This is a genomic window from Enterobacter sp. JBIWA003, assembly GCF_019968825.1.
Lineage (GTDB): Bacteria > Pseudomonadota > Gammaproteobacteria > Enterobacterales > Enterobacteriaceae > Enterobacter > Enterobacter quasiroggenkampii.
The window spans coordinates 2,170,635-2,188,927 of sequence record NZ_CP074170.1 but is presented as its reverse complement, the minus strand read 5'-3'; the positions used below and the strand labels follow the sequence as shown (position 1 = coordinate 2,188,927).

Here is an 18,293-nt window from a genome sequence, read left to right as displayed (position 1 = left end):
AAACGGCCATGCCTTTATTTATCTGATTGCGAAAGAAAGGAGTGAATATGCATTTTCAGCACCTGACTTACTGGCAGGATAAAGCAAAAAACAGCGCCATTGAGACCCGGTTATTTATTAACGGCGTCTATTGTGACGCCGCCGATAACACCACGTTTGAAACCGTCAATCCCGCGACCCAGCAGACGCTGGCGAACGTCGCCCGGGGCAAGCAGGCGGACGTGGACCGCGCGGTTCAGGCCGCGCGTGAGGTATTTGAGCGCGGTGACTGGTCGCAGGCGTCTCCGGCGCAGCGCAAGGCCGTGCTAAATAAGCTCGCCGATTTGATGGAACGCCATAGCGAAGAGCTGGCCTTACTGGAAACGCTGGACACCGGTAAACCCATCCGCCACAGCCTGCGCGACGATATTCCCGGCGCGGCGCGCGCCATTCGCTGGTACGCCGAAGCGGCGGATAAAGTCTACGGCGAAGTGGCGCCTACGGGTCCGGGCGAGCTGGCGATGATCGTGCGCGAGCCCATCGGGGTTGTTGCGGCCATCGTCCCCTGGAACTTCCCGCTGCTGCTGGCCTGCTGGAAGCTGGGCCCGGCGCTGATCGCGGGCAATAGCGTGGTATTGAAACCGTCGGAGAAATCACCGCTCACCGCCCTGCGGCTGGCCGGGCTGGCGAAAGAAGCGGGCCTGCCGGACGGCGTGCTGAATGTGATAAGCGGCTACGGCCACGAAGCGGGCCAGGCGCTGGCACGTCATCCGGAGGTCGAGGTGCTGACGTTTACCGGCTCTACCCGTACCGGCAAGCAGCTGTTGAAGGACGCGGGAGAAAGCAACATGAAGCGCGTCTGGCTGGAGGCAGGCGGCAAAAGCGCCAATATTATCTTTGCCGACTGTCCGGACCTGGACAAGGCAGTGAGCGCGACCGCCGCCGGGATTTTTTACAACCAGGGGCAAGTCTGTATCGCCGGTACCCGCCTGCTGCTCGAAGAGAGCATCGCCGATGAATTCCTGACAAAGCTGAAAGCGCAGGCCCGTCACTGGCAGCCGGGCGATCCGCTCGATCCTGACAGCACGATGGGCATGCTCATCGACGCTGCGCACGCCGATACCGTCCACACGTTTATTCGCGAGGGAACCCGGAAAGGCTCGCTGCTGCTGGACGGGCGGGAACAATCATGGCCTTCCGCAGTCGGTCCAACCATTTTTGTCGACCTCGAGCCCGACTCCCCGCTGTGCCGGGAAGAGATTTTCGGGCCGGTGCTGGTCGTCACCCGATTTAAAACCGAAGAGGACGCCTTAACGCTGGCCAACGACAGTGAATACGGGCTTGGCGCGGCGGTATGGACCCGCGATCTCTCCCGGGCGCACCGCATGAGCCGCCGCCTGAAGGCAGGCTCGGTCTTCGTCAATAACTATAACGACGGTGATATGACCGTTCCCTTTGGCGGCTATAAGCAGAGCGGCAACGGTCGCGATAAGTCCCTGCACGCGCTGGAAAAATTTACTGAACTGAAAACCATCTGGATTGCCCTGGAGCCTCAATCATGACCGAACATACCACCAGCTACTACGCGGCCAGCGCGAACGCTTACGAACCTTTCCCGACGCTTAACGAGTCGATCAGCTGTGACGTGTGCGTGGTAGGCGGCGGCTATACCGGCCTCTCCTCCGCGCTGCATCTCGCCGAAATGGGCTATGACGTGGTGCTCCTTGAAGGGGCGCGCATCGGCTTCGGCGCCAGCGGACGCAACGGCGGCCAGCTGGTTAACTCCTACAGCCGCGATATCGACGTGATCGAGAAAAACTACGGACCCGATGCCGCCAGAATGCTCGGGAGCATGATGTTTGAAGGCGGGGAAATCATTCGGGAGCGAATCCAGCGCTATCAGATCCAGTGCGACTATCGTCCTGGCGGGCTGTTTGTGGCGCTAAATCACAAGCAACTGGAGACGCTGGAGGAGCAAAAAGCCAACTGGGAACGCTACGGCAACACGCAACTCGAGTTGCTGGACGCCAGCGCCATCCGCCGGGAGGTCGACAGCGAACGCTATACCGGCGCGCTGCTGGACCGCAGCGGGGGACATATTCACCCGCTGAACCTGGCGATCGGCGAAGCGGACGCCATTCGCCTGAACGGCGGGCGGGTATATGAGCAGTCCCCGGTGACCGCCATTCAGCACACCAGCCCGGCCGTGGTGAGCACGCAGCATGGCCAGGTGACGGCCCGCTACGTGATCGTCGCCGGGAATGCCTATCTGGGCGATAAGATCGAACCGGAACTGGCAAAACGCAGCATGCCCTGCAGCACCCAGGTGGTGACCACCGCCCCGCTGCCGGAAGAGGTCGTCCGCACGCTGATCCCGAATAACTACTGCGTGGAAGATTGTAACTACCTGCTGGATTACTACCGTCTCACCGCCGACAACCGCCTGCTGTACGGTGGTGGCGTCGTCTATGGCGCGCGCGATCCGGACGATGTCGAGCGCCTGGTGATGCCAAAGCTGCTCAAAACCTTCCCTCAGCTGGCAGGCGTCAAAATCGACTACCGCTGGACGGGCAACTTCCTGCTGACCCTGTCGCGTATGCCGCAGTTTGGTCGTCTGGATAAAAACATCTATTACATGCAGGGCTACAGCGGCCACGGCGTGACCTGCACCCACCTGGCCGGACGGCTGATCTCGGAACTGTTGCGCGGTGACGCTGAGCGCTTTGATGCGTTTGCTAATCTTCCGCACTACCCCTTCCCGGGCGGTCGCAGCCTGCGGATTCCATTCACGGCGATGGGTGCGGCGTATTACAGCCTGCGCGATCGTCTTGGCGTATGATCGTTTTCGACAAAAGGGTATCTGATATGAGTAACCAGGAATTTCATCAGCGCAGACTTTCTGCCACCCCGCGCGGCGTTGGCGTAATGTGTGATTTCTTTGCCCGCTCGGCGGAGAATGCCACGCTTACCGACGTGGAAGGCAACGACTATATTGATTTCGCCGCCGGGATCGCGGTACTGAATACCGGCCATCGTCATCCTGAACTGGTGGCCGCGGTGGAAAAACAGCTTCACCAGTTCACCCACACGGCCTACCAGATTGTGCCGTATGAAAGCTACGTTTCATTGGCCGAAAAACTTAACGAGCTGGCCCCGGTGCAGAGTCCGGCCAAAACGGCGTTCTTCACCACGGGCGCAGAAGCGGTGGAAAATGCCATTAAAATCGCCCGGGCCCACACCGGCAGACCGGGTGTGATTGCCTTCGGGGGAGGTTTTCACGGCCGAACCTATATGACCATGGCGTTAACCGGCAAGGTCGCGCCTTACAAGCTCGGATTTGGTCCCTTCCCGGGGTCGGTTTATCACGTGCCGTATCCCTCCGAGCTGCACGGCATCACGACGCAGGATGCCATCACGGCGATAGAACGCCTGTTCAAAGCAGATATTGAGGCGAAACAGGTGGCGGCGATTATTTTTGAACCCATTCAGGGTGAAGGCGGATTCAACGTCGCCCCGCCAGAGCTGGTGGCCGCCATCCGCCGCATCTGTGATGAGCACGGGATCGTGATGATCGCCGACGAAGTGCAGAGCGGCTTCGCCCGTACGGGTAAGCTGTTTGCCATGGAACACTACGCGGACAAACCCGACCTGATGACGATGGCTAAAAGCCTGGCAGGCGGAATGCCGCTGTCCGGCGTGGTGGGTCGCGCCGACATCATGGACGCTCCGGCTCCCGGCGGCCTGGGGGGAACCTATGCCGGCAACCCGCTTGCGGTGGCCGCCGCGCACGCGGTGCTGAAGATTATCGACAACGAGTCGCTGTGCGCGCGCGCCCGTCAGCTGGGCGATCGGCTGAAAGCCACGCTGGAGGAGATTCAGGGCACCTTCCCTGCGCTCGTGGCGATAAGGGGAAGAGGATCGATGATTGCGGCGGAGTTTTTTGATCCCGAGAGCCGTGAACCTTCAGCCGCCATCGCGCAGGCGATCCAGCAAAAGGCGCTCGCTCAGGGCCTGCTGTTATTGATCTGCGGCCAGTACGGCAACGTGATCCGCTTCCTTTATCCGCTGACCATTCCGGATGCCCAGTTCAACCAGGCGCTGGCGATCCTGCAACAGGTTATGCGCGATAAGTCCTGAGTGCCCACCGAAAACCGTCTCCCGGAATGCCGGGGACGGTTTCAACGGAGGAGATCTGCACAGATTTCCTCCGCGTGGGAAATGTTGGGGAATTTGGTCTGTTTCATTGTATGCTCCCTGAAACACATCCCCGGCATGAGGAAATAAGAATTGGAAAAAACATCAGCCTATCAGTCACTTGTGAAAACCTTCCAGCGCCTCTCCCGCTTCTCGCACCTCTCCTCCATCGCCAGCTGGGACATGTTCACCATGATGCCGCCCGGCGGCAGCGCCGCGCGCGGCGAGGCGCTGGCGGAAATGAGCGTCCTGCAGCACCAGCTCCTGACCGATAAAAAAGTCGGCGACCTGTTAGCCGCGGCGGCAGGGGAAGATCTGAATGACGTCGAACAGGCCAACCTGCGGGAAATGACGCGCCACTATCAGCAGGCCTCGCTGCTGCCGGAAACGCTGGTGGAAGCAAAATCCCTGGCGGGCAGCAGGTGTGAACACGCCTGGCGCACACAACGTCCCGCCAACGACTGGCAGGATTTTTCCGCCAACCTGAAAGAGGTGGTCAAACTCAGCCGTGAAGAGGCGCGCCTGCGGGCGGAAGCCAAAGGCTGTACGCCGTACGATGCGCTGCTGGATATTTTTGAACCCGACATGACCAGCGCCCGTCTGGACGTGCTGTTCGGCGACATGAAGTCCTGGCTGCCGGACCTGCTGGCAAACGTCGTGGAAAAACAGGCTCAGCGATCGTTTGTTCCTCCTCAGGGGCCTTTCCCGACGGCAACACAGCGTGAACTGGGCCTGGAAGCCATGAAAATGCTCGGCTTCGATTTTAACGGCGGTCGCCTCGACGTAAGCGCGCACCCGTTCTGCGGCGGCGTACCGGAGGACGTGCGCATCACCACGCGCTATGACGAGGATGAGCTGCTCAGCGCGCTGTTTGGCGTGATCCACGAAACCGGACACGCGCGCTACGAACAAAACCTGCCGCGCGCGTGGGCAGGACAGCCGATTGCGCTGGCCCGCTCAACCGCGATCCACGAATCCCAGAGCCTGTTCTTCGAGATGCAACTGGGACGCAGTGAAGCCTTTCTCAAGCATCTTCTCCCTGCGGTGCATGCCCGCTTTGGCAGCCAGGCGGCGTTCAGCGAAGAGAACTTTATCGCCTGGAACCAGCGCGTGAAGCCGGGCTATATCCGCGTCGATGCGGACGAAGTGAGCTACCCGGCGCACGTGGTGCTGCGCTATGAGATTGAGCGGTCGCTGATCAACGGCGAGATCGAAGTGGACGATATCCCTGCCCTGTGGGACGAGAAAATGCAGGCCTGGCTCGGGTTATCCACCAAAGACAACTACCGCAACGGCTGTATGCAGGATATTCACTGGACCGACGGCGGTTTTGGCTACTTCCCATCCTATACGCTGGGGGCCATGTATGCCGCGCAGCTGTTCCATGCCGCGAAAACGGCGCTTCCGGGTCTGCAGGCCTCCATCGCTGAGGGCGATTTTTCCGCACTCTTTGACTGGCTGCGTCAGAACATCTGGCAGCACGGCAGTCGTTTCAGCACGTCGCAGTTAATCACCCAGGCGACGGGCGAGGATCTGAACATTCGTTACTTCCGCGAACATCTGACCTCCCGCTATTTGTAATCTGTTTGGCCGGGGGTGAGGGATCTCAGGTAAAAGAGCCGTATGTTCCCCCTCACCCCAACCCTCTCCCTCAATGGAGAGTGGGCCGTCTGTGCTAGCCCCCCGGCAATGTACATATGGTTACACGCCGATACCAATCACTCACGGAAACCCCGAGTTTACAGGGATATAGTTATTTCAACGGCCCCGCAGTGGGGTTAAATGAAAAACCAAATTCGAGGGTATGAGAATGAATAAAGTATTAGCTCTGGTTGTTGCCGCTGCTATGGGTCTGTCTTCTGCTGCATTTGCTGCTGACACTACCGCAACTGCTGCACCGGCTGCCGCACCTGCTGCAACCACCACCGCTGCCCCAGCAAAAGCGGTTCATCATAAGAAACACCACAAAGCTGCAGCGAAAAAAGAAGCCGCTGCACCGGCAACCGCAGCGCCAACCGAGCAGAAAGCGCAGGCTGCCAAAAAGCACCACAAAAAAGCCGCTAAACCCGCTGTAGAGCAGAAAGCGCAGGCCGCTAAAAAGCACCACCACAAAAAAGCCGCTAAACCCGCTGTAGAGCAGAAAGCGCAGGCTGCTAAAAAGCACCACCACAAAAAAGCCGCTAAACCGGCTGTAGAACAGAAAGCTCAGGCTGCTAAAAAGCATCACAAAAAAGCAGTAAAACACGAAGCTGCTAAACCAACTGCACAGCCAGCTGCGTAAGAGTACAAGCTAAACCGTGCCCTTCGGGGCACGTTGGTAAACCGGCGCCGAACCGGAACAGGTTCCGCGCCGTTTTTTTTATCCGGAGGGCGTATGCTGCGACGCTATCGGTTTGAGCTGATTCTGATCCTGCTTATTTTATGCGCGCTCATCGCCAGCCACTTTTATCTTTCCTGATTGTAGCACGCTGATTTTACTCCCACTTTAGCGCTGTCCCGTCTATAGTATTTTCATAGGGTTCACTTTTAATAATCATAATTACCCCCACCAGAGTGTGATATGCGTAAATCTGTTGTGTTGTTACTGGGAACGTTTGGTCTTTTTTCTGGATTCTCACATGCGGATGATGGCGGTGATGACACCATTAGCGCGAAAGAGCTAAAGACGCTTTTTTTCGGTCATGACGATCGCACGCGCGTCGCCGATCCCACCCAGGCGCCCTGGGATGCTATAGGTCAACTGGAAACCGCCAGCGGTAACTTATGTACTGCGACGCTAATTACCCCACAGCTTGCCCTGACGGCAGGCCATTGTCTGTTAACGCCGCCAAACGGCAAGCCGGATAAAGCGGTTGCCTTGCGGTTTGTGTCGCAAAAAGGCACCTGGCGCTATGAAATCCACGGCATTGAAGGCCGGGTCGATCCGTCTCTCGGCAAACGCCTGAAACCGGATGGTGACGGCTGGATCGTGCCACCGGCGGCCGCCTCATGGGACTTTGGCCTCATCGTTTTACGCTATCCCCCTTCCGGCATTACACCGCTGCCGTTATTTGACGGCGACAAAGACGCCCTCACCGCCGCGCTGAAAGCCGTCGACCGGAAAGTGACGCAGTCCGGCTATCCTGTCGACCATCTGGATACGCTTTACACGCACTCCGACTGTATTGTGACGGGCTGGGCGCAAACCAGCGTACTCTCGCACCAGTGCGATACGTTGCCGGGTGACAGTGGCTCACCGCTGATGCTGAAAACAGATAACGGCTGGCAGTTGATCGGTGTGCAGAGCTCTGCACCGGCGGCGAAAGATCGCTGGCGCGCAGATAACCGGGCCTTGTCCGTGACCGGTTTTCGCGACAAGCTGGAAGCGCTGGCACAGCAGTAAATCAGCATCGTCTGACCTGATGTAATGCCCTGATTGACTCAATCGGCATCGGCTGGCTGAACCAAAAACCCTGCAGTTGATCGCAGCCAGCCAGCCGCAGCAGTTTCATTTGTCTTTCGGTCTCGACTCCTTCGGCGACCACCGCCATCCCCAGCGCGTTGGCGATCCGCACCGTGCCGCTTACCAGCGCGGCCGCCTGTTCATCGTTGTCCACCAGCCCGGCCAGCGATTTATCAATCTTGATCGTGTCGAAGTTAAAACGCCGCAAATAGCCAATGCTGGAATAGCCGGTGCCAAAGTCATCCAGCGCCACCGCGGTGCCCAGCGCTTTAAGATTGGCTATCGCCATGCGGGCGCGCTCCGGGTTTTCCAGCACATAGGACTCCGTGACCTCCAGTTGCAGTCGGTTAGCAGGGAAATGAGTGGTCTCCAGCACGCTGGCCACTTTGTCTTCGAAGGCGGGATCGCGGAATTGCGCGGGAGAAATGTTAACGGAAAGCGTTAAGTCACCGTACGGCTGGAGATCCTGGCAGGCGCGCTGCAGCACAAACTGGCCCAGCTTGTAAATCAGACCGCTGGTCTCCGCAATGGCGATGAAGGTATCCGGGCCCAACGGCCCGTCCGGGCGACGTGGCCAGCGGACCAGCGCTTCGACACTGCTCATTTTCTGGCTGCGGGCGTCAATAATCGGCTGATACCAGACCTCAAACTCATCGCGCTCCAGACCGTTACGGATCTGATTTTCAATCGCCAGCTTGCGCTCCCGGGCGCTGTTCAGCTCGGCGTCGTAGTGGGTGATACGCCCTTTCCCGCTCATTTTGGCATGGTACATGGCAATATCGGCGCGGCGAAACAGCTCGGAGCTGGTGCATTCAATCAGGGTTCCGCTGGCGATACCGATACTGGCCCCGATATGGATCGTGCGTTCCCCCAGCTGAATCGGGGTGGTGAGAAAATCCAGCACCGAAACGGCAAAGGCGGTGGCCTGTGTTTCTGCCTCATCACCGCCGATGGTCATGGCAAACTCATCCCCGCCCATACGCGCCAGCATTCCCCCTGGCGGCACGCGTTCACTCAGCGTTTTCGCAATCGCCACAATGAGATCGTCTCCCACGCTGTGGCCGTAGATGTCATTCACGTCTTTAAAACCATCCAGATCGATAAACACCACGCTTTTGACGTCGATATCCCCGCGTAGACTCACCCGATCCAGCGCTTCGATGAGCGCTCGTCGGTTCGGCAGATGGCTTAGCCAGTCCGTTCTCGCCACCAGACGCGCCTGGCTTTCTCCTCGCGCAAGCTTGTACAGCCCCACGCTGCTCACCAGAATAAAGAGCAGGATCAGGGCCGATGCCAGCACAACAATTTGCGTGATATCAGAGGATGCCGCCCGGGCGGCCTGCGCCCCCGGAAGCCGTGCCTGCCAGTTAAGATAGCCCAGCAGCTCCCCTGCCGAACTGCGCAGCGGCATACTCATTTCGTTAATTTTTTCCGGCGTAAAGTGCAGGTTATCGATCTGAAAGGTCGCCCCCAGGTCGGCTAAGATTCTGGCGTTCAGATGACGGGTGATCACCAGATAGCGGCGCGTTTCGTCGGTCACCTGTAATCTTCCGACCATCGGGCGAATCAGCCCAATGCCCACAAAGGCGACGCCGCTTCGCGTTTTGCTGATCCCGGCATAGATATTTTTGTCGCTTGATAAGGCGCGCGCGTGCTGAGCAATCAGGGCTTTCAGCCCCTTACCGAAAAAATCGAGATTCGTCTCCTGAAAAGGCTGACTTTGAAACGATCCCCAGATGACATTGAAATGCTCATCAAGCACGAAGGTGCCGTCATAGAGGTTGTTGATTTTAAAGCCGGCGCCCCAGGTGTTATACAGCCAGTCGGTATCGAGCGTGGGACGGTAGGCCTCCCGCACCGCATCGTCCCAGACGGCGTTATCCAGCACCAGCGAGGAGACGCGGTTAACCGATGTCTGAATGGCCCCCTGCACGGAAAGCGCCGTGCGGTGTTCATCAATTTCATTGGTTTTGGTGCTGATAAGATGCAGGGAAAGATAGAGGAGTGCGACGACGGAGATGATTAAGCCGATGCCCGCCATAAAGACCATGGCAAACAACGTTCTCGCGGTGGGAATATTGCGCCAGCTTAATGTGCGATACATCAGCCATCCTCTTTAAGGTTTTGCTTTTCTAAGCGTAATACAGGCAGCGAATTTCGCTGCCTGTAAAGGATGGCTTTATGAACGTCAGGCAAGTTTTATCATAATCATACCTGCAAGCAGCAAGATGAGTCCCATCCAGCCCTTGTTATTTAAACGCTGACCGAAAAGCACCCAGCCTGCAGCCAGCGTCGCGGCGATACCAAAACCGCCCCACAACGCATAGGCGACCGAAAGATCGATTCCTTTTACCGCCTGGGACAGCGCGCTGAACGCCCCCAGAACCGCGGCAATCGACATCAGGCCGTAGAATTTACGGCGAAAACCATCGGAGAATTTCAGCAGAACGTTCGCCAGAATTTCCAGCACGATGGCGAACCCCAGCCAGGCCGCATGAACCCACTCAAACTGTTGCATGGTTCTGCTCCTTCTGCACTTTAGACGGCTTACGGGTACCTGATTTAATCAGCACAATACCCGCGACCAGCGTCGTTAACCCGGCGACCTTCATTGTTGTTAATGTTTCGTCAAATATCAGCACGCTGAACAGCGTAATCAACAAAATACCGATCCCTTCCCACAGGGCATACGCGACGCCCAGCGCAATTTTTTTCACCGCGAACGAGAGGAAAATATACGAAAGCGAAATCATCACCAGCATCAAAATAAAACCGGTGTTGCCATCGCTGACGCTAGCCCACTTCATCGACAGCGTGCCGGTAATTTCAGCGATAATAGCCAGGGCTAATAAAATCCAGTAAAACATGTTTTTCTCCTGCTTGAGAATATAATCCATCATGGCCCGCTGCGTGCAGCAAACCCAAAAATACGAATTGAAATCAGTCAGCTAAGCGCTTAGCGCCAGCTCAGGCAGAAGAAATGACTATAGTGCGGTGCGCCAGTGTTGCTCACCAGAAAGCAGGCAGAAAGAGGTGGAGTATACAGCAGTATTGTTTGAAGAGTACGTCCTGAACATATTGTCCATAAAATTACAATTATCCGCGTTGTTGCTTCTCGTCTTTGCGGATGAAAATTGTCCTCGGTAGTTAAACACACCGAATTTGTACCATAAGCCAGGATTTTACTCAAAGTCTTTGCAATTCTTTACCCACTCCGTTTGATTTTGGTTAGTTTATTGCAATGCCTTTCACCTTTATTATAAATATAAAGAAAATTTCGGAGTCACCATGGCTAAACCCATCATTACCCTGAACGGGTTAAAAATTGTCATCATGCTGGGCATGCTGGTGATCATATTGACAGGCGTGCGCTTTGCCGCCGACATTATTGTGCCCTTTATTCTGGCCCTGTTTATTGCGGTGATCCTCAACCCGCTGGTGCAGCGCATGACGCGGCTACGCATCCCACGCGTGCTGGCCATCACGCTGCTTATCAGCATCATTATTGTGGCGATGGTACTGCTGGTGGCTTATCTGGGGACCTCGCTCAATGAACTGGCGCGAACGCTGCCGAAATACCGCTCTTCGCTGGCAATACCGCTGCTGCAGCTGGAGCCCTGGCTGCAACGCGCGGGTATCGAAGTCTCAGTTGAAGAACTGCTGAAATATATCGACCCCAATGCGGCGATGACGATCGTCACCAGCCTGCTGGCTCAGCTTTCCAATGCCATGACCTCCATTTTCCTGCTGTTTTTAACGGTGGTGTTTATGCTGCTGGAGGTGCCGCAGCTTCCTGCAAAGCTGCAGCAGATAATGGTCCGTCCGGTCGAAGGAATGGGGGCGATTCAACGCGCGCTGGACAGTGTCTCCCGCTATCTGGTGCTGAAAACGGCCATTAGCCTGGTGACAGGCGTTGTCGTCTGGGTGATGCTTCTGGCGCTGGACGTCCGCTTTGCGTTCGTCTGGGGGTTACTGGCGTTTGCGCTTAACTACATTCCCAACATCGGCTCCGTGCTGGCGGCGATCCCCCCTATTCTTCAGGTGCTGGTTTTCAGCGGGCTTTATGACGCGCTGATCCTGCTGGCCGGATACCTGGTCATCAATCTGGTGTTCGGTAACATACTGGAACCCCGCATGATGGGCCGGGGCCTGGGGCTGTCCACGCTGGTGGTCTTTTTGTCCCTGATATTCTGGGGCTGGCTGCTCGGGCCCGTTGGGATGCTGCTCTCCGTTCCGCTCACCATCATCGTCAAGATTGGTCTGGAGCAGACGGCGGGCGGGCAAAGTATCGCCGTGCTGCTGAGCGATATGAGCCATCACTAGCCGTCATTCCGCCATCGACAGGAGGGGCTTGCGGGTCCTTCCACCTTCACGATAAGCGCTGAGCGCCCTTCGCCACTCTGCCAGCGGGTACACCGTAACGTCGCTGTACTCACTGTCGGGCAACCTCAGCCAGATGCGCTCGAACTCCGCGCGCCACGCCTCAACGCTGAGCGCATCCAGACCGTTTCGGATATGGAACCACACCACGCGCGGCGCAGGCCGCCGTTGTGTGAAGGTTTGCCCGGAGAGCAGCCCGTAGCAGACAAACATGCCCTGCTCGGGCATCACGCTGAGGATCGTTTCCGCAAGCGGCCCGCCGGTGGCATCGTAGACGATATCGCTACGGGCAGCGACGGTACCGATTCTGTTTGCGTCATGCTGTGCGACAGGCGTGATGCCCATCGCCTCCAGCCGTTCAGCATGCACGGCAGAACGGTGAATGCCATACACCGCTTCCGCCCCCGCCTGACGCGCCCACTGCCCCAGCAGAATGGCGCAATCCGATCCGGCAGCCGTGAGCAAGACTCGCTTTCCACGCGGCGGGTAGCGGGTCAGCATCATCTGCGCCGCCAGCGGGTTAATATAGGCCCGCGCGGCCAGATGTGCGTCGACGGTGTCCGGAACGGGTATCGCATACTCTGCCGAGCAATCCACATAGCGCTGCCAGGTGCCCTGACCGCGCAGCGGCAGGACGCGCTTGCCCACCAGATGCTTAAACGAGGCGGGCGCCTCGGTGACAACACCGACACCTTCATACCCCGCGACCGCCGGTAACGGGGTTCTGTGGCGATAGGCACCGGTGATGGGGATAAGATCGGACGCGTTGACCGGAGAAAACAGCATTCGCACGCGGAGCTGTCCCGGCGCAAGCGCGCCCGGCGGCGCGGTTTCAGGTTGCAGAACAGATTCTGGCTCGCCAAACCGGCGATACCAGAGGGACAGATTTTCCATTACGATCTCAAGGCTGATAGCGGAACTACTCGCGCCAGCCCATTGCCGGTGCGACATGTTTGAGAATAGACTCAATCACGTGCGCATTATAATCCACACCCAGCTGGTTCGGCACGGTCAGTAAGAGCGTGTCCGCCTCGGCAATCGCCTCGTCCTTTTTCAGCTGTTGAACCAGCTTTTCCGGCTCCGCGGCATAGCTGCGCCCGAAGATGGCGCGCGTTTTCTCATCAAGATAACCCACGCTATCGCTGTCGTTGCGGCTGGCCCCGAAATACATCCGGTCACGGTCGTCCATCAGCGCAAAAATACTGCGGCTGACCGACACCCGCGGCTCACGCGTATGCCCCGCCTCTTTCCAGGCCTGACGGTACGCGCGGATCTGTTTTGCCTGCTGAATATGGAACGGCTCACCGGTTTCATCGTCCTTCAGCGTTGAGCTTTGCAGGTTCATGCCCAGTTTTGCGGCCCATACGGCCGTCGCATTGGAACCCGCCCCCCACCAGATACGCTCGCGCAGCCCTTCTGAATAAGGCTCCAGGCGCAGCAGCCCCGGCGGATTCGGGAACATGGGCTGCGGGTTCGGTTTGGCAAACCCTTCCCCACGCAGCACCTCAAGCAGCACCTCGGTATGACGACGCGCCATATCCGACTCGTTTTCCCCTTCCTGCGGGACATAGCCGAAATGACGCCAGCCATCAATAACCTGCTCCGGGGAGCCACGGCTGATGCCCAACTGCAGGCGACCACCGGAAATCAGGTCCGCCGCGCCCGCATCTTCAGCCATGTACATCGGATTTTCATAGCGCATATCAATCACGCCGGTGCCGATTTCGATGGTCTTCGTTTTTGCGCCAATGGCGGCCAGCAGAGGGAACGGCGAGCTAAGCTGTCGCGCGAAGTGATGCACGCGGAAATAGGCGCCGTCTGCCCCCAGCTCTTCAGCCGCCACGGCTAAATCGATGGACTGCAGCAGCGTGTCAGCCGCCGAGCGCGTGCCGGACTGCGGCGAAGGCGTCCAGTGACCAAACGATAAAAACCCGATCTTTTTCATAACCCTGTGTCCTGATAATGCATTGCGTTCTGTCCACTTTACGCATTACCCGGTAAGAATAAATGCCGTTTATTTAACGGAATGATTCAAATAAATTGATTGAAATAGTTTCATGTCCCTCAGGTAAAAACCCGTTGGTTATCCGTTTGAATTAACGCTACTACTATAGGTCGGGACCTTTCACACTGGATAAAAAATGAAAAGACGCTATGTTGTGGCGGATGTTTTTACTGACACGCCGTTTCTGGGTAATCCTGTTGCCGTCGTACTCGATGCGGAGGGCATGAGTAAAGCACAAATGCAGCAGGTCGCCGTTGAGTTTGGTTACAGCGAAACGACGTTTGTGCTGCCGCCAGACAACCCATCCAATACAGCACGCGTCCGAATTTTTACGCCCTCGCGCGAGATCCCCTTCGCCGGGCACCCGAATGTGGGTACCGCCTACGTGCTCGCTCATCACACTGCGATGAATCATCAGCACCTGCCTGATACACTGCACTTCGAGGAAATCGCTGGCCTGGTGCCCGTGCGCCTGCTGCGTGACAACGATACGGTGACGGGTGCAGAACTCCTGGTACCAGAGGCACTCTCCTGCCGCTCTGAAGTTAGCCCGGAAAACGTGGCTGCCTGCTTGTCCCTGAACGCAGAAGATATCCGTACCGAGGTACATATGCCCGTCGTCGCGTCGGTGGGTCTGCCCTTCCTGATAGCCGAGCTGGCCTCTCGCGAGGCGCTCCGTCGATGTGTGCCCAATTTACAGGGTTTTCGTGCGACGTTACCGCTGGACGGTGCAGTTTCACTCTATGCCTATACCCTGGATTCAGATTCCGATGCGCCCTGCGATGTGCAAGCACGCATGTTTACGCCCCGAATGACGGAAGATCCTGCAACAGGCAGCGCGACCGCCGCTGTTACGGCGCTACTGGCATTACACCGCGATAAAACGACGCTTGACCTGACAGTCAGTCAGGGGGTCGATATGGGACGAGCAAGCGTACTGTTCACGGGATACGATGCCACCTCAGGAAAGGCGGTGGTTCGCGTCGGCGGAAAATGCGTCATTACGCTTGAAGGCACATTCTCACTCTAACGGAGGAAGCGTATATACATTTACAGTGCCTGATGAGATATATTGGCTCACTATTTTTATGACAGGTAAAACCGGCAATGGCTTTGATCCCCAAAAACTACGCGCGGCTGGAAAGCGGCTATCGCGAAAAAGCATTAAAAATCTATCCATGGGTGTGTGGACGCTGCTCGCGCGAGTTTGTCTATTCCAATCTGCGTGAACTCACGGTTCACCATATCGATCACGACCATACCAACAACCCGGAAGATGGCAGCAACTGGGAGCTGTTGTGCCTGTTTTGCCACGATCACGAGCATTCGAAATACACCGAAGCAGATCAGTACGGCACCACCGTGGTGGCCGGGGAAGATGCGCAAAAAGACGTGGGCGTTGCCACGTTTAACCCGTTTGCCGATTTAAAGGCGATGATGGATAAGAAGAAGTAATCCTCTCGCCCCCTCGCTCACATCGTGCTCTGCGAATTTAAAATGTCCAGGTGATAGCGGCGGTTGCAGACCCCTCATTGCGCCGCATCACGATCGGGCTTTCATTGGCATGGTCGCCAAGCCAGGTATAGTCCGCGCTGAGGACAGTTCCCCAGTGAGCATCGAACTGATGGCTCCAGGTCAGGCTGGTATCGACGCCATAAAATCCACCCGGCGCTGAATAGCGGCGATAGCCGGTGCGGCGGCTCTGCTGCTCACTGACGCCATACCAGGTATTCAGGTAACGGCTGTCGCCAAACAGGGCCGCAGACTGAAAGGCTATCGTGTCCTGGTTATTTTGTACCGGGATCAGCGTAATGGAGGCCTGATAGCTTGCCCCCTGACTGTCGGTTAACGGCAGCGTCGTTTTGCCTTCCATGCTCAACCATGGCGCGGCCTGCCAGCCGACGGCAAGGCCGGTATTCAGGGTGGCATTAATGTCCCCCATCCCTTTCAGGTTGTTTGCACCCTCACGCCAGCCAGAATTTTTATCAGCCCTTCCGGGGTCGTAGCCCAGCGTATGTTCGAAATACCAACCGCTGTCGTTTTGCAGGTCATATCCCACCCCTTTTTGTGCATCAACAAAGAAAGCGCCTTTGCGTCCCTGCAGCACAGGAACCACCTGCCACACCTGCTTGTCTGAGCCTGAGTAACGCGGGGCATATTGCCCTCCCAGCCCGACGGTTAAGGAATCGGACGCGGTGCCATCATCCGCTTGCGCGGCGGATGCCACGACCATCAGAAGCGGGACGGACATATACAGGACTTTTTTTATCGCTATCATACTGCTCTCCTTACAGACGCTGGCGTCTCCTGAGACAGGGACAGCCATACAATGTTGGCGCAGTATGATTTGGCTGAATCAATGAATCGTCGGGATAGTGTTAAGAAATGGTCAAGGTGAACGGATGTTATCCAGAAGAGTGCTGATTATTGAAGATGACGCCGACGCAGCTGGCGTGCTCGAAGCCTATTTACGGCGTGAAAATTACGACGTGACCATTACCGGAGACGGTCTTTCCGGGCTGGATATGGCGCAGCGGTGGAAGCCCGACCTCATCCTGCTGGACGTAATGCTGCCGGGACTTAACGGCACCGAGGTGCTGGCGGGCCTGCGTCGTAAAAGCGATGTGCCGGTGATCATGGTCACGGCCATGGGAGATACTCCCGATCGCATTGGCGCCCTGCGTTACGGTGCCGATGATTACGTTGTGAAGCCATATCATCCGGGCGAAGTGGTGGCGCGGGTGCAGGCGGTGCTGCGGCGCAGCAGTAAAAAAGAGACAGAGGAAAAGATCCTTCGCTGGCAAACGCTGGCGGTGGATGTCGCCGCCATTGTGGCGTGCGTGGACAACGGCGACGACACGCCTGTGATGCTCGATCTTACGCCAACGGAATTCTCGCTTCTGGCAACGCTGCTGCGCTCGCCTGCGCACCCGTTCTCCCGCCAGTATTTACTGGAACACTGTTTGCCGGAAAGCGAGGCGCTGGAGCGCGTGGTGGACACCCATATTTATAACCTGCGTAAAAAACTCGAAGCGGTGGGTATTTCCGGCGTGTTGATCAACGTGCGCGGCGTGGGTTACAGGTTCAGACAGCCATGATAAAAAACCGACATGCCTCTCTGTGGCGCTGGATTTGCGCACGCATTTTAGCGCTGGCCATCGGCAGCGTGATCGTCATTGCCACCTGCATGTGGCTGCGCTATGCGGTCCAGAACTACTGGATCATGGGCAGGATGCCGCCAGCGGTCCGGCAGGAGTTTCTGACGCTCAGCCAGAACCCGCAGGCCAACCCGGCCCGCTTCCACTCGATTGTGGACACCTGGTGGGGCCTGAGCTATTCCACGCCGTCCATCGCCTCAGCGGACTGGGTCACGGTGGCCCTGCTGGTGCTGGTGATGATCCCGTTTATTGTGGTGATGGGGCTCAAACACGCCCGCCCGCTGGCACTGCAGTTCAGCCGACTTCGCGATGCGGCAAAGGATGTCGCCGAAGGTCAGTTTGGCCGTCAGGCAGAGCTGATCAAAGATGCACCGGCAGAAATGGTCAGCTTTGCGACCGACTTTAACTCTATGACGGGACAACTTGCCCGCTATGAGAAAGAGCTCCGCGCCTCGCACGTCGCGATGGCGCACGAGCTGCGCTCGCCCCTGACGGCCGCCATCGGGCGTCTGCAGGGCATGCTAGACGGCGTGTTTGATGCCAGCCCGGCGCAGCTGGGCATGGTGATGAAACAGCTCCAGCACCTCAACCGCCTCACCGATGAACTCCACCTTCTCTCTTTGGCAGACGCGGGTAACCTTGTGCTGGAGGACCAGCCGTTCTGTCTGGATGAGCTGATTCAGGAGCGGGCTGCCTGGATCATGCCCCAGGCGGATGCGCATCATTTCAGGATAACGCTGCGTAACCCGCACACCAGCCCCTTCCGGGGCGATGCGTTCCGTATGGGACAGGTCGTTACCATCCTCATGGAAAATGCGCTACGTTACGGACGCGAAGGCGGCCACCTTGAGGTGGCTCTGCATTACGCCAGCGGGCATTACATCCTCGAATTCACCGATGACGGGCCGGGCGTGTCGCCTCAGTTCCTACCGGAAATGTTTAAACGCTTTAGCCGCGAGGAGCAGTCCCGCGCGCGGCATTCCGGCGGCAGCGGCCTTGGTTTGTCCATCGCCCGGGCGATTTGCCAGGCGCATGGGGGAGAGATTAGCGCGTCATTACCGGAAACCGGCGGCCTCGCGGTGTGCATTTTGTTGCCCTGGCATCCGTCCGATAATGAAAATCTTCACTCTTGATA

The 18,293-nt window shown here is 57.5% G+C and carries 17 protein-coding genes; 11 read left to right on the top strand and 6 right to left on the bottom strand.

Going from position 1 to position 18,293, the window contains the following annotated elements; all coding sequences use genetic code 11:
- Positions 1–47 precede the first annotated feature (47 nt).
- From puuC to KGP25_RS10445, 6 genes are all read left to right on the top strand, one after another.
- Positions 48–1,541 (top strand): aldehyde dehydrogenase PuuC, encoded by a 1,494-nt coding sequence (gene puuC, locus KGP25_RS10470; protein WP_223540385.1) that lies wholly within the window; start codon positions 48–50, stop codon positions 1,539–1,541.
- Positions 1,538–2,818 carry an FAD-binding oxidoreductase gene (locus KGP25_RS10465; protein WP_223540384.1) on the top strand — a complete coding sequence of 427 codons (1,281 nt, stop codon included), beginning with the start codon at positions 1,538–1,540 and terminating at the stop codon, positions 2,816–2,818. The genes puuC and KGP25_RS10465 overlap by 4 nt, the downstream gene beginning before the upstream one ends.
- A 26-nt stretch (positions 2,819–2,844) precedes the next feature.
- A complete protein-coding gene (puuE, locus tag KGP25_RS10460; RefSeq protein WP_223540383.1) occupies positions 2,845–4,116 on the top strand; it encodes a 4-aminobutyrate transaminase in 1,272 nt (423 codons plus the stop codon).
- A gap of 150 nt (positions 4,117–4,266) precedes the next feature.
- Positions 4,267–5,754, top strand: coding sequence for a carboxypeptidase M32 (locus KGP25_RS10455; RefSeq protein ID WP_223540382.1), 1,488 nt, complete (start codon positions 4,267–4,269; stop codon positions 5,752–5,754).
- Between the two features lie 229 nt (positions 5,755–5,983).
- Entirely contained in the window at positions 5,984–6,454 is a 471-nt protein-coding gene (gene asr / locus KGP25_RS10450) for an acid resistance repetitive basic protein Asr (protein ID WP_223540381.1), read from the top strand.
- Positions 6,455–6,733: 279 nt separating this feature from the next.
- The gene (locus tag KGP25_RS10445) at positions 6,734–7,555 is read left to right on the top strand and encodes a serine protease (RefSeq protein WP_223540380.1); all 822 of its coding nucleotides are present in this window, start codon (positions 6,734–6,736) and stop codon (positions 7,553–7,555) included.
- A 1-nt stretch (position 7,556) separates the two neighbouring features.
- Here KGP25_RS10445 and KGP25_RS10440 read toward each other — a convergent pair whose 3' ends face one another.
- From KGP25_RS10440 to mdtJ, 3 genes are all read right to left on the bottom strand, one after another.
- The gene (locus KGP25_RS10440; RefSeq protein ID WP_063621493.1) at positions 7,557–9,719 is read right to left on the bottom strand and encodes a bifunctional diguanylate cyclase/phosphodiesterase; all 2,163 of its coding nucleotides are present in this window, start codon (positions 9,717–9,719) and stop codon (positions 7,557–7,559) included.
- 84 nt (positions 9,720–9,803) lie between these two features.
- Positions 9,804–10,133, bottom strand: a complete 330-nt coding sequence (gene mdtI / locus KGP25_RS10435) for a multidrug/spermidine efflux SMR transporter subunit MdtI (RefSeq protein WP_045910373.1) — start codon at positions 10,131–10,133, stop codon at positions 9,804–9,806.
- Entirely contained in the window at positions 10,120–10,482 is a 363-nt protein-coding gene (gene mdtJ, locus KGP25_RS10430) for a multidrug/spermidine efflux SMR transporter subunit MdtJ (RefSeq protein ID WP_008502463.1), read from the bottom strand. The genes mdtI and mdtJ overlap by 14 nt, the downstream gene beginning before the upstream one ends.
- A 421-nt stretch (positions 10,483–10,903) precedes the next feature.
- Between mdtJ and KGP25_RS10425 the strand changes: the two genes are divergently transcribed.
- Positions 10,904–11,938, top strand: a complete 1,035-nt coding sequence (locus KGP25_RS10425) for an AI-2E family transporter (protein WP_032651092.1) — start codon at positions 10,904–10,906, stop codon at positions 11,936–11,938.
- Between the two features lie 3 nt (positions 11,939–11,941).
- Here KGP25_RS10425 and KGP25_RS10420 read toward each other — a convergent pair whose 3' ends face one another.
- The gene (locus tag KGP25_RS10420; RefSeq protein ID WP_223540379.1) at positions 11,942–12,889 is read right to left on the bottom strand and encodes a zinc-dependent alcohol dehydrogenase family protein; all 948 of its coding nucleotides are present in this window, start codon (positions 12,887–12,889) and stop codon (positions 11,942–11,944) included.
- A gap of 25 nt (positions 12,890–12,914) precedes the next feature.
- The gene (locus KGP25_RS10415) at positions 12,915–13,940 is read right to left on the bottom strand and encodes an LLM class flavin-dependent oxidoreductase (protein ID WP_223540378.1); all 1,026 of its coding nucleotides are present in this window, start codon (positions 13,938–13,940) and stop codon (positions 12,915–12,917) included.
- A 196-nt stretch (positions 13,941–14,136) separates the two neighbouring features.
- Here KGP25_RS10415 and KGP25_RS10410 point away from each other — a divergent pair, with 196 nt between their 5' ends.
- Positions 14,137–15,030 (top strand): PhzF family phenazine biosynthesis protein, encoded by an 894-nt coding sequence (locus KGP25_RS10410; protein WP_196346222.1) that lies wholly within the window; start codon positions 14,137–14,139, stop codon positions 15,028–15,030.
- A gap of 77 nt (positions 15,031–15,107) precedes the next feature.
- On the top strand, positions 15,108–15,455 hold the full coding sequence (gene yajD, locus KGP25_RS10405; RefSeq protein ID WP_003857471.1) for an HNH nuclease YajD: 348 nt from the start codon (positions 15,108–15,110) through the stop codon (positions 15,453–15,455).
- 37 nt (positions 15,456–15,492) lie between these two features.
- On the opposite strand, the gene KGP25_RS10400 is transcribed toward yajD, so the two are convergent.
- Entirely contained in the window at positions 15,493–16,278 is a 786-nt protein-coding gene (locus KGP25_RS10400; protein WP_223540377.1) for a MipA/OmpV family protein, read from the bottom strand.
- Between the two features lie 124 nt (positions 16,279–16,402).
- Here KGP25_RS10400 and KGP25_RS10395 point away from each other — a divergent pair, with 124 nt between their 5' ends.
- Both KGP25_RS10395 and KGP25_RS10390 read left to right on the top strand, forming a co-directional pair.
- Entirely contained in the window at positions 16,403–17,098 is a 696-nt protein-coding gene (locus KGP25_RS10395) for a response regulator (protein WP_045910368.1), read from the top strand.
- The gene (locus tag KGP25_RS10390; protein WP_045910367.1) at positions 17,095–18,291 is read left to right on the top strand and encodes an ATP-binding protein; all 1,197 of its coding nucleotides are present in this window, start codon (positions 17,095–17,097) and stop codon (positions 18,289–18,291) included. The genes KGP25_RS10395 and KGP25_RS10390 overlap by 4 nt, the downstream gene beginning before the upstream one ends.
- Positions 18,292–18,293 lie beyond the last annotated feature (2 nt).